The 10,201-nt window shown below is 69.5% G+C and carries 13 protein-coding genes and 1 pseudogene; 4 read left to right on the top strand and 10 right to left on the bottom strand.

Annotated features, from left to right (window positions below):
• Nucleotides 1-227: 227 nt before the first annotated feature.
• The 5 genes and pseudogenes from ADK54_RS07710 to ADK54_RS07690 all read right to left on the bottom strand — a co-directional run bounded on the left by ADK54_RS07710 (nt 228) and on the right by ADK54_RS07690 (nt 3,491).
• Complete coding sequence (locus tag ADK54_RS07710) at nt 228-440, bottom strand: DUF4287 domain-containing protein (RefSeq protein ID WP_053724788.1); 213 nt, start codon at nt 438-440, stop codon at nt 228-230.
• A gap of 124 nt (nt 441-564) precedes the next feature.
• Nucleotides 565-1,140 (bottom strand): MepB family protein, encoded by a 576-nt coding sequence (locus ADK54_RS07705; protein WP_053724787.1) that lies wholly within the window; start codon nt 1,138-1,140, stop codon nt 565-567.
• A gap of 202 nt (nt 1,141-1,342) precedes the next feature.
• Nucleotides 1,343-2,332 (bottom strand): CU044_5270 family protein, encoded by a 990-nt coding sequence (locus tag ADK54_RS07700; protein WP_199826892.1) that lies wholly within the window; start codon nt 2,330-2,332, stop codon nt 1,343-1,345.
• Nucleotides 2,287-2,736, bottom strand: a pseudogene (locus ADK54_RS07695) (RNA polymerase sigma factor); the annotation flags it as partial. The gene ADK54_RS07700 and the pseudogene ADK54_RS07695, both read right to left, overlap by 46 nt.
• Nucleotides 2,737-3,062: 326 nt before the next feature.
• Nucleotides 3,063-3,491, bottom strand: a complete 429-nt coding sequence (locus ADK54_RS07690; RefSeq protein ID WP_053724785.1) for a hypothetical protein — start codon at nt 3,489-3,491, stop codon at nt 3,063-3,065.
• Nucleotides 3,492-3,647: 156 nt separating this feature from the next.
• Between ADK54_RS07690 and ADK54_RS07685 the strand changes: the two genes are divergently transcribed.
• Together ADK54_RS07685 and ADK54_RS07680 are read left to right on the top strand one after the other, a co-directional pair.
• Nucleotides 3,648-4,484 carry a helix-turn-helix domain-containing protein gene (locus ADK54_RS07685; RefSeq protein WP_053724784.1) on the top strand — a complete coding sequence of 279 codons (837 nt, stop codon included), beginning with the start codon at nt 3,648-3,650 and terminating at the stop codon, nt 4,482-4,484.
• A complete protein-coding gene (locus ADK54_RS07680; RefSeq protein WP_053724783.1) occupies nt 4,481-4,795 on the top strand; it encodes a DUF397 domain-containing protein in 315 nt (104 codons plus the stop codon). Before ADK54_RS07685 ends, ADK54_RS07680 begins: the two co-directional genes overlap by 4 nt.
• Here the strand turns inward: ADK54_RS07680 and ADK54_RS07675 are convergent.
• From ADK54_RS07675 to ADK54_RS07655, 5 genes are all read right to left on the bottom strand, one after another.
• Complete coding sequence (locus ADK54_RS07675) at nt 4,785-5,408, bottom strand: hypothetical protein (protein ID WP_053724782.1); 624 nt, start codon at nt 5,406-5,408, stop codon at nt 4,785-4,787. The genes ADK54_RS07680 and ADK54_RS07675 overlap by 11 nt on opposite strands.
• Nucleotides 5,409-5,428: 20 nt before the next feature.
• Nucleotides 5,429-6,439 carry an ROK family protein gene (locus ADK54_RS07670; RefSeq protein ID WP_053724781.1) on the bottom strand — a complete coding sequence of 337 codons (1,011 nt, stop codon included), beginning with the start codon at nt 6,437-6,439 and terminating at the stop codon, nt 5,429-5,431.
• 11 nt (nt 6,440-6,450) lie between these two features.
• Nucleotides 6,451-7,506, bottom strand: coding sequence for an ROK family protein (locus ADK54_RS07665; RefSeq protein WP_053724780.1), 1,056 nt, complete (start codon nt 7,504-7,506; stop codon nt 6,451-6,453).
• 111 nt (nt 7,507-7,617) lie between these two features.
• Nucleotides 7,618-8,364: a hypothetical protein gene (locus ADK54_RS07660; protein WP_053724779.1), complete on the bottom strand. Its 747-nt coding sequence runs from the start codon at nt 8,362-8,364 to the stop codon at nt 7,618-7,620.
• Nucleotides 8,348-8,938 carry an RNA polymerase sigma factor gene (locus tag ADK54_RS07655; protein ID WP_159047659.1) on the bottom strand — a complete coding sequence of 197 codons (591 nt, stop codon included), beginning with the start codon at nt 8,936-8,938 and terminating at the stop codon, nt 8,348-8,350. Before ADK54_RS07655 ends, ADK54_RS07660 begins: the two co-directional genes overlap by 17 nt.
• Nucleotides 8,939-9,133: 195 nt before the next feature.
• Here ADK54_RS07655 and ADK54_RS45730 point away from each other — a divergent pair, with 195 nt between their 5' ends.
• Together ADK54_RS45730 and ADK54_RS07650 are read left to right on the top strand one after the other, a co-directional pair.
• Nucleotides 9,134-9,319 (top strand): hypothetical protein, encoded by a 186-nt coding sequence (locus ADK54_RS45730; protein ID WP_159047658.1) that lies wholly within the window; start codon nt 9,134-9,136, stop codon nt 9,317-9,319.
• 89 nt (nt 9,320-9,408) lie between these two features.
• Nucleotides 9,409-9,978, top strand: coding sequence for a GNAT family N-acetyltransferase (locus ADK54_RS07650; protein WP_053724777.1), 570 nt, complete (start codon nt 9,409-9,411; stop codon nt 9,976-9,978).
• Nucleotides 9,979-10,201: the final 223 nt, after the last annotated feature.

Below are 10,201 nucleotides of genomic sequence, written 5' to 3'. Positions count from 1 at the left end.
CGCACCCAGATCACCACTCGAACCCTCGGTGCTCTTCCCCAGATCGGACAGAGTCGTGGACCCCATGTCGAACTTCACGCACACACCCCCGTAATCGTCATCTCCAGCAGGGCCGGGCTTCCACAAGTTGCCCCTTGCGCCTCATACGCCCCACCGGACCAGGTCAATTTCTATCGAACGGGCGTTGCAGACGCAACGCGGTTCCGAGCCAAGGGCGCGAAGTCAATTCATCCCCGCTCGCCCTCCGCAAGGGTGTGAGCGACGAGGGCATTGGCATGGCCGTGCCCCAGGCCGTGCTCGGTCTTGAGCCAGCCGACCAGCTCCATGTGCTTGGTCAACGGAGACGTACGGATGAGGTCCTTCCACTCGGCTATCGACCGGCCGTACTTCTTCTCGATCGACGGAAAATAGCTGGCAGGGCCCTTCAGCGTGTCAGTCATGGCTCCACTCTGGCACCCGCCACTGACAACGCCCCTCGCCCAAGGACGCCTGCTCGTCGAAGGCAGGCTGAACACCCCCACAGACCGGTCGCTCCGCCCTGCGGGGGCTCCAACAGGCGGCCGTCTATGGGTGGTAGAGCTCTCGGGCGCGAGCCGAGTCGACGAGGCCGTCCTGGTCCAGGCGCAGGAAGTGGTCCAGCTGCCACTCCTGCGTACGACCGGCCTGCCGGTTCGTGGTGGTCACCCAGGGCGGGTACACGCGGAAGGCCCGCTTCCCGCCGGAGCCGCCCACTGATAGGACACCTCGACGGCGGAGCACGTCCGTGGGGAAGACGAACTGACCGAAGTGGTCACGGTCATGGTCACGGCAACTGATGACGAAGAGGTCTACGGGATCCGTGGCATCGAAGGGCTCGATGGGCCCACCCGGGGACCTCTTCCACACCGTGACGAACTGGCCGACCTTGGTGGGGGTCGTCTTGGCCGCGCGGAACCGGACGGAGAGGCCGTCCAGGGTGAATTCGTGGGCGGCGTACTCGGCACTCTCGGCTTCGGGAACCGGCTGCGAGCAGGTGAATCCGCAAGGGTCGTAGACGAGCTCTTTCGCCGCCAGGAGATCGGTGTGGACCGGGGTGTTGTCCGACCACGGTACGAGTCCGATGGAGTGCGGATCGGATGAGTACTCGCGGTTCGCCGTCATCCGTCCACCCTGTCACAGGGGATTGCACGAACGCCGACCCGGCGGATGCAGGCGGTGTGCCAAGAGCCGGGCGCAGGACCGGTCGGCCGGTCCTGCGCCCAGCAGTTGCGGGCGGGCAGGTCCATCACCACGCCCGCTGCTCGTTGGCACAGACGTTGCCACAGGCGCTGTCATACGCGTTCATGCGCGTTCATGCGCGTTGTCACAGGCGTTTGCCGTCAGGGAGTTCCTTCTTCGCGTCCGTAACGGCTCGTTCGATCACCGTCGTCTGCCCCACCACCGTGCCCGGCTTCAGGCCTTCCTCCTCCTGCACCAGGACTTGGCGCTGGCCCAGGTACGCGTAGGTGTCCTTGTCGAAGATCCACTCGTGTCGGGTGGACGCCCGGGTGAAGGCGATGGCGATGCCCTGGCGGCCGTCCGCGTCGTTGGCCTTCGGGACGAGTTCGACCCCCGGGATCCGGGCCGCCACCTTGTAGAGGGCGGCACTGGTGGCGGAGGGGGCGATCTGCTCGGACAGGAGACTGTTGATCTCCTTGAACGCCATCCAGTCGTCGTCGGGGTTGCCCCGCTTCCCTCCCTGGTAGAGCCGCTTCAGCAGGGCGTCGGGGTCGGTGGGGAGGGCCTTCATGCTGTTGTAGGAATGGCGCGTGTCGCCCGAGACGCCCGGCCCGTGGTCGAGGTCCGTGCCGTCGGGCTCCACATCGCTGAGGGCGCCGCCCGGTTCGTACAGGAACCCCTTCTCCCCGTCAGGGGACTTCCAGATCTGGCGGGTGTGCAGGGGGGTGATCCAGGTGTCCGTCTTCCGCGTGGCGGGGTTGGTGCCGACCCGCAGGAAGGACACCTTGCTCTTGATGTAGATGAACTGGTCCTGCCGTGGCGTGAGGGAGGGCTGTGCCGCCGCGGCCAGCACGATGCGGTCGACGGTCGCGGAGAGGTTCTCGGTGGTGCCGGGTACGAGTGGCATCCACTGGGGCTTCTCCCGCGGGCCGGTGTCCTGGTGTCCGCCGGCCCGTACCCCCTGGCCGGACGCCCCGCCCAGGTGCAGGGACCCGGGCACGATCACACCGGCAGCCAGTACGGCGGCCACCGGGACGCCGATCAAGGCCGTACGCCGCACGCGGGCGCGCCGGACAGCGGCAGGCGCGGCAGGGCCTCGGCCGCCTCCGGGTAGGTCAGCCCGGACCAGACGCACAGGGTGACCACCTCGCGCTCGCAGCGGCGGAGTTTGCCCAGGGCCCGCTGGGCCGCCGCGAGCTGCTCCGCGTCGGCCATGCGGCCCACCAACTCGTCCGTGAAGTCCGGCACGGTATTGCGCACCGGGACGCGAGCCATCGCCGCTCTGTGCCGACGGGCCGCGCGCGAAACATTGCGCAGGACGTTCACGGCGATGCCCATCAGCCACGGTCTGGGGCTCTCACCCTCGTCGCGCAGGCGCTCACGCAGCCGCCACGCCTCCAGGAACGTCAGCGAGACGACGTCCTCCGCCAACGCCCAGTCGCCCGTGACACGCACGGCATGCCGGTAGACCAGCTGCGCGTGCTCGTCGAAGAGCTCCCGGAACGCCCCGGGGTCGCCGTCGCGTATGCGGTCGTATATCGAATGGTTCACGCTCAGAGTTGTCCGCTCACCGTCGGGGCGTTCCAGTGACCTGCGTCACGTACGGGATCCCGGCCGAAAGGACCTCGCCGGCGCGCCCCTACCAAGCGGCCTTGTCGCGCACATCCCAATGAGCATGCCGGACGCCCTGTGGGCATCGCTCCAAGGTCGGGAAATGAGGGCTCGCCCAGCCGACATCATGGCCCTTGGCATGTCCGAGCCCAGCAATCAACCGGACTGTGGGTCACTGCCTGCCCACCCCCGCTCGCGGCCCGGAACACCTGCTGCACCGGGCTGCCCGGCGACACCGCCACCAGTTCCACCTATCACCCATCACCGGAATGACTCGTCCCACGGAGCTGCCACACCACCGAGTTCAACAGCGGTGTGTGTACGAACCGGTCCGGGCCCGACGGCACGCACCGCCACGACAGCGGCCACGTGTGCCCGCACAACGCCGGGACCGGTACGTAACTCACCTTCCCAGGGCCCGAGTTGAACGGCACGGCCACCTCCGGCCACGGCCTGTGGGACGTACTGCGCGGCGGCACCAGGAAGTACACCGGCCGCCGCCCCGCCGCGTCCGCGACGATCGGCCCCGGGTCGCCCCCGGTCAGCTCCTCCATCAGATCCGCCACGCAGCGCCCGGTCTCGCCCTCGATCCGTACGGCGTCGAATTGCACGCCCGCCTTTCTCAGGTGGAACCCGGAGAGCGGAATCCAGTCCAGGTTTACCTCGCCAATTTGCGTATCCACGGGGACAGTTTCGACGCGCCCCGCTAGCGTTTTCCATGGCCTCATGAGGACCGTCGGGGAGCCGTTGACCAGCCCCAACCGCCTTTGAGGCGAGTCGAATTCGGCGGGGCTGAGTTGTGACCGGTTGAGACCGGTTGAGTCGGAGCGTGATCGCATATGGCACGAACGGAAAACAAGGCGACGGCAGGACCGACAGCGCAGATGGTGGCCAATCTGGCCCGCAAATTGCGCGTACGGAAGGGGTGGACGCAGGAGCAATTGGGGAAGCAGCTCGGCTTCTCCGGTGCGGCGGTAAGCGCGATGGAGACGCTGGCCCAGCCCGCATCTGACGACATGCTGGTTCAACTGGAACGGGTCCTCGGCGACGGGCTGGAGATCTTCGAGGGCGCCCGCGTGCCGGTGCGCCTGGAGAAGTACCCATCACAGTTCCAGGACTACGTCCTGCTGGAGCAGAAGGCTCTGGTGTTGCGACCGTATGTGACCTTCATCGTCCATGGCCTGTTCCAGACCGAGGAGTACGCCCGGGCGCTGATCGGCGGCGGCTACCCGCCATGGCCCGAGCAACGCGTCGAAGAACTGGTAGAGGCTCGCATGGCACGCAAAGCACTCTTCGACCGGACCCCGGTCGCACTGATCGAGCTGGTACTGGAGGAGTCAGTACTGAGGAGGGTAATCGGCAGCCCGGAGGTAATGCGTCGACAGATGCTGCATCTCGTGGAGTGCGGACGTCGGCGTAACGTGACACTCCAAGTACTGCCCATGGATTGTGGGTTGAGTGGCGAGCATTCAGGCGACCGGGGCACGATGAACCTCATGGAGACCATGGAGCACGATCGTCTCGGCTTCCTGGAAGTGCAAGGCGAGAGCCTGCTGATCACCGACCCACGAAAAGTGAGTACGCTCGCCCAGCGCTACGCGAAGATCCAGTCGCAGGCCCTGGATCCTCGCACTTCACTGGGCCTCATCGAGCAGTTGGCGGGAGATCAGAGATGAGCAACACCCTGCGGTGGTTCAAGTCCAGCTACAGCAACGCGAGCGGTGGTGAGTGCATAGAGGCGGCCATCGCCTGGCGCAAGTCGTCGTACAGCAGCGACAGCGGCGGGCAATGCGTAGAGGTAGCCCTCCCCTGGCACAAGTCCTCGTACAGCGACAGTGGCGGCGGCGACTGCGTAGAGGTGGCCACCTGCCCCCAAGCCGTCCACGTCCGGGACTCGAAAGTGAGTGACGGGCCCTCCTTCTCCGTCGCTCCCCGCGCGTGGACGGCTTTCCTGGGTTGGGAAGAGGCCGGGCGGATCAGCGGCTGAAGCGGGTTCGTACCGCGCTCAGCCCCTTCTTGAGGCGGCCGGCCGCCGCCGTGGCGCCGGAGCCGACGGCGTCGATGGTGTCGTCGACGAGCAGGTCGGCGACCTTCGACGCTCCCATGCCCGCGGCGACACCGCCGATGATGCCGCCGACCACGCCGCACACGACGGTGCCGGGACCGGGGGCGACCGCGGTTCCGGCGGCGGCGCCGGCGATGGACGCCGAGTAGGCGCCGGCCAGAGCGAGGGCCAGAGCGGAGCCCGCGGCGGTCCCGAGCTCGCCGCCCAGCACACCCGCGCCGCCGACGACGACACCCCGGTACGCACACCGCGTGCCGTGTTCGACCGTCCCCATCTCGGGCCGCTCCCCCTCGTCCCGGTCCCACTGGGCCTTGGAACAAACGCTGACATTCACCACGTTTCCCAGACGCCCCAGGCCCTCGCTGACGGCGCCGAGGCGTTTGAACGCGGCCTCACGGCCCGGCCGGGCCACCACCAGGCCCAGGTCGTCCAGTTGCCCGTACCTCAGTTTCTGCGTCGCGCCCACGGCATGGTTGGTCCAGTTGACCCCGTCGTTGAATTTCCTCCACTGCTGATGCGCATCCTCCGGCATCATCAACTCCACCTTTTCATAACTTAGTTGAGGGCAGCGCGGCTGCCACGCAGCGCGCTCTCCTCGTAGGCGTCCAGCGCGAGCAGTGCCGCGCCGATCCAACCCGCGCCGGGGCCGAGCAAGCTGGGCCTGATGGGCGGGAGTTCGCGGTGGCCGCGGGCGGTGACGTAGCTCTCGAAGCTGCGGCGGGTCGGGGCCAGGAGTGTGTCGCCCGCGTCGGCCACGCCGCCGCCGATCACGACCAGTTCGACGTCGAAGAGATTGACCAGAGTCGCGATCCCGATGCCCAACCAGTGGCCCAGCAGGGCCAGTTGGGCGCGGGCCGTGGGGTCGCCGGAGCGGGCGGCCGCCGAAACTGTTTCGCCGGTCACCCTGGACGGGTCGCCGGCGAGGGTCGCGAGCAGGCCGGTGGGGTCGGCGGCGGCGGCCGCGCTGCCGTAGCGGCCGAGTGCCGGGCCGGACGCGAGCGGTTCGAGGCATCCGATCGTGCCGCAGCCGCAGCGCGTCCCGCCGTGCGGGTCGACGATCATGTGGCCGAGTTCGGTGCCGATGCCGGTCCGGCCGCGGAAGAGCCGGTCGTCGAGGACTAGCCCGCCGCCCACACCCGTACCGACGGTCACGAACGCCATGTACGACGCGCTGTTGCCCAGGCGGTACTCGGCCCAGCACGCGGCGTTGGCGTCGTTGTCGACCACGGTCGGCAGCCCCGTGGAGTCCTCCAGCATCCGGCGGAACGGCAGGTCGCGGTAGGCGTTGTTGGGGGCGGTCCGGATGCGGCCCTCGGGCCAGCTGACAAGCCCGGCCGCCCCGACGCCGAGGGAGACCACGCCCCGGTGACGGTCGCGGAGTCGGTCGACGATCCGCGAGACGGTCCGCAGCACGGCCTCGGGATCGTCCGCCGGGCAGGGCACCTGCCGTACGCGTTCGATGACGTGCCCCCTGTCGTCCACTACTCCGGCCGCGATCTTCGTGCCTCCGACATCGAGCCCGATGGAGCGAACGGGGCGCTCGTCGGGGGTGGGGGAAGAGCCCATGCGGTGTGCTCCTAGCGGGGTTGGAGCTGGACGCCGAAGCAGTTCTGCAGCGCGATCAGAGCGGCGCCCTGCGCACCCCGTACGGCGTCCAGCGGCTTGGTGACGATGAGACATTTCCGGGTTGTCTGGAAGGTGTGCTCGGGGACGTTCCGCAGCGCGTGCAGGAAGGCGTTCGCGGCGCGGCGGCCGGGCCCGTCGCTGATGAGGCCCTCGGCGGCGTAGATGACGATCCGGCTCGGGCCGAACGTGGTGAGCAGCGTGGCGATGCCCCGGGCCAGCGAGACGCCCGCCTTGCGGAAGGCGGCGATCGCCTCCGGGGCCTGCGCGGTGCCGCCGTCGGCGAGCGCGATCGCCGCCTCCAGGCCGTCCAGCTCGCGGCCGGTGCGCTCCTTGACCACGGCGGTCAGCGCCCGGTTGCCGAGCTGGCTCTCGATGCAGCCGCGCATCCCGCAGTCGCAGTCCCGGCCGCGCGGCCACACCTGGAAGTGCCCGAACTCCATGGGCACGGCCAGCCGTTGACGCCGTACGACCACGCCCGCGCCCACGCCGTCGCGGATCAGGACGACCGCGAACGTCGCGCACGCGCCGCCCACGCCCAGCCGCTGCTCGTACGCCGCGAAGGCGTGCGCGTCGTTCTCCAGGGCGGTGGCGCAGCCGAACGCGGCGGCGAGCTGGGGTCCCAGCGGGAAGTCCACCCATTCGTAGGGCGGCGGCCGGTCCTTGCCCCGGTCGTCGGGCGCGTTCACGAGGTGCAGGACGGTGCCGGTGTCCGGATCGACGGGACCGCCGACCTGCACGCCTAGACAGAGCCTGCTCCTCGGGAACCCGCGGCCCAGCCGGGCGGCCACCAGCTGCCCGGCCAGCTCCGCCGCGTGCTTGACGACCTCGCCCGGCTTCATGTCGGTCAGGTCCCGGCGCGAACGTGCCACCACTCTTCCGTCGGTCTCGGCGAGGACCCCCACGAGCTTGTAGGGCTGGACCTCGATGCCGATCGCGAAGTCCCCGTGGTCGAGTTCGTAGCTGCGGCGCAGTATCTGCCGCACTGTGGCGTCGTCGTTCGCGTTCATGTCTCACCTTGCGCGGGGCGGCGGTTCAGTTCAGGGCATGCAGGTGGGGCCGTCGGTTCGGGATAGCGGTTCAGGGGTCGGAGGTGGGATCCACGGCTTCCGGGTGGCGGTTCAGGGCATGACGGTGGGGTCCACGACTTCGGGGTAGCGCTGGGCTGCGGCCCGGATCGCGACCGGCGTGAGCGCGATGACCTCCTCGGTCTGGCCGGGCCAGTCCTCCTCACCGCCGACTCGGCGCAGCGCGTCCGCCCGGCCCGGAGCCACACACCCGTACAGCGCCTGGACGATCTCCACCGCGCCCTCGTCCTCGAACTCGTCGTACGGAATGTGCTCGCCCATGAGCCGGCGGCTGCGCTGGGCGTCAGGCAGATGGCGTACGCATTCGACGAGGAACGCCACCCGCTGCTCGGGTCCGGCGTCCGCCGGGCGCGGCACGCGGTCCGCTCGTACGGCCTGGTCGCGGAAGCTGTTCACCGCGCGGGCCACGGTCTCGACGGCAAGCGGGTCGACGTCGTCCAGCGTGAGCCCAAGTGCCGCCGCCTGTCCGCCTGTTGAGGCCGCAAGGCCGGCCAGCCAGAGCCGTACGACGTGGTAGCCGTACGCGGCCCACTGCTCGCGGGCGGCCAGCTCCTGGGACGCGATCCGCTCGGGGGGCGCCTCGCGCGGGGGCCTCGCCTCCTTGATCCGGCTCAGCCTCCGCTCGATCTCGTCCTCGGTGATCCTGGTCTCCACCTCGTCGTCGACGGCCCGCAGGAACCGTTCGAAGGTCGGATGCAGCTGGAGCAGGCCGTCTGTCGGCGGCTGGGTCTTGGGGCGGGTCCGGCTCGTCGTGAGTCCCTGCTCATCCCTGCTGGACATGCGGACCTCCTTCTCGTTGGCGGGGCGGGGGTACGGGGCCTCTTGGCGCGGGCCCCTCGGCGCTGCTCTCCAGAAAGGCCTTCAGGGCGTCGCGGGCGTGGCGCAGGTTGCTGCGGACGGTGCCCGGCTTCATGCCGAGGAGTGCGGCGATCTCGTCCGTCCCGTAGCCGTCCAGGGCCAGGGCGAGGACTTCGCGCTGCTTGAGCGGGAGTTGGCGCAGAGTCCGGACCATGTCCGCCCACTCGTCCGGTTCGGCGCGGGGCTGGTGCGCGGGGGTGGCCAGGCGCGCGTTCTTCGCCTCCAGCGCGACGCGCTTGCGGTCGCGCTCGGCCTTCTTGAGGTACGCGTGCAAGGCGACCACGCGGACCCAGCCGACGGGGTGGGTGCGCGTCGGCCAGGCGGACCAGAGTTCCCTCATGGCCTCCTGCGCCGCGTCCTCGGCCTCCTCGAAGGCGGCTCCGGCCCGCCTCAGGTAGCGGACGGTCCTCGGGAACTCCACGCGGAAGAAGTCGTCGTAGTCCACGCAGTCCACCAGCCCGGCGGGAATGGCCCCATGGGGTGCAAGGGGGCTCACGCAGCCACCTCCTCGATGGTCGGTCACCCATTAAGGGGGGTGAGGGACCGGATCCGTGCAACGAGTCGCGCGGCGCGCTCCCCCTTTCCCAACTCCCTTATGCGGAGCGGTAGTTGGCCCTCTCCTGCCCGGGTTGCACGCCGAACGGCCTCGCCGCCCCTTTCTGGCATATCCCCGCAGAGAGGTCGGACAGCGATGAGGCGCAGGAGCGGTACCGCACACCCGAAGCACCCCAGCCCGACGGAGGTCGTGGCCCTCGTCAACGGCGTGACGGCGAGCATCGGGGGCGTCTACCTCCTGACGTCCTCGACGCTGATCGCCGCGCTGGCGGGAGGTGTGGCCCTGGTGGCGGCGGGGCTGTTCTTCGTCTTCGACCGGTGAGGGTCGCCCTCCACCAGTGCCGGGGGGACGGGGGAGGTGGTTTCGACCGGCGGGGCGACGGGCCGGGCGACCGAGTTCATAATCGCGGGATGCCGATCCTGACCTACCCCGAGGCGGACACCCCGCCCCCGCTGCGCGACCAGGTGCTCGCCCTTCAGGACGAGGCCTGGCCGTCGGACGTACCGAGCAGCGGGCTGAGCCACGACCCGGCGCTCGACCCGCTGTCGATGCTGCTCGTCGAGGACGGCGTCGTGCTCGCCGCGCTGGACATCCTGCGCAAGGACATCGAGCACGCGGGCGTCAGGTTGCGCGCGGGCGGGCTCAGCACGGTGGTCACGCGACGGGCCGCTCGCGGGCAGGGGCACGGGCACCGCCTGGTGAGCGCGGCCCGCGAGGCGATGCCCTCGTACGGGCTCGACCTCGGCCTGTTCACCTGCGACCGCCCGCTCGCCGGGTTCTACGAAGGTGCGGGCTGGCAGGTGCTGCCGGGGACGGTTCTGGTCGGCGGCACGCCCGACGACCCCTTCCCGAGCGACCGTCCGGGGTTCGACAAAGTCACCCTGGCCAGGTTCTTCACCGCGAAGTCCCGTGCTGCCGCACCCTCGTTCCGGGCCGCACGCATCGCCCTGCACCCGGGCCCCGTGGACAAATTGTGGTGACAAACCTGCGACGGAAGCGCGTTGCACCTGCGACACGCGTTCGATAGACATGTAAGTCGTCGCACGAGGCACGTGTGGCGGTTCGCGGGTACTGGAACTGGTACTGCGAGCGGTTACGGCAATGGACGATTACGGGGGTGTGTGCGTGAAGTTCGACATGGGGTCCACGACTCTGTCCGATCTGGGGAAGAGCACCGAGGGTTCGAGTGGTGATCTGGGTGCG

The sequence above is a fragment of the Streptomyces sp. WM6378 genome, from assembly GCF_001279695.1.
Classification (GTDB): domain Bacteria; phylum Actinomycetota; class Actinomycetes; order Streptomycetales; family Streptomycetaceae; genus Streptomyces.
The sequence above is the reverse complement of the archived record's forward strand: the minus strand, read 5'-3'. Positions and strand labels throughout refer to the sequence as shown.

Bases quoted from the DNA above. Each gene is read 5' to 3' on its own strand.
- ADK54_RS07710 (WP_053724788.1), bottom strand. From the start codon at position 440: ATGACTGACACGCTGAAGGGCCCTGCCAGCTATTTTCCGTCGATCGAG.
- ADK54_RS07705 (WP_053724787.1), bottom strand. From the start codon at position 1,140: ATGACGGCGAACCGCGAGTACTCATCCGATCCGCACTCCATCGGACTC.
- ADK54_RS07685 (WP_053724784.1), top strand. From the start codon at position 3,648: ATGGCACGAACGGAAAACAAGGCGACGGCAGGACCGACAGCGCAGATG.
- ADK54_RS07680 (WP_053724783.1), top strand. From the start codon at position 4,481: ATGAGCAACACCCTGCGGTGGTTCAAGTCCAGCTACAGCAACGCGAGC.
- ADK54_RS07675 (WP_053724782.1), bottom strand. From the start codon at position 5,408: ATGATGCCGGAGGATGCGCATCAGCAGTGGAGGAAATTCAACGACGGG.
- ADK54_RS07670 (WP_053724781.1), bottom strand. From the start codon at position 6,439: ATGGGCTCTTCCCCCACCCCCGACGAGCGCCCCGTTCGCTCCATCGGG.
- ADK54_RS07665 (WP_053724780.1), bottom strand. From the start codon at position 7,506: ATGAACGCGAACGACGACGCCACAGTGCGGCAGATACTGCGCCGCAGC.
- ADK54_RS07660 (WP_053724779.1), bottom strand. From the start codon at position 8,364: ATGTCCAGCAGGGATGAGCAGGGACTCACGACGAGCCGGACCCGCCCC.
- ADK54_RS45730 (WP_159047658.1), top strand. From the start codon at position 9,134: ATGAGGCGCAGGAGCGGTACCGCACACCCGAAGCACCCCAGCCCGACG.
- ADK54_RS07650 (WP_053724777.1), top strand. From the start codon at position 9,409: ATGCCGATCCTGACCTACCCCGAGGCGGACACCCCGCCCCCGCTGCGC.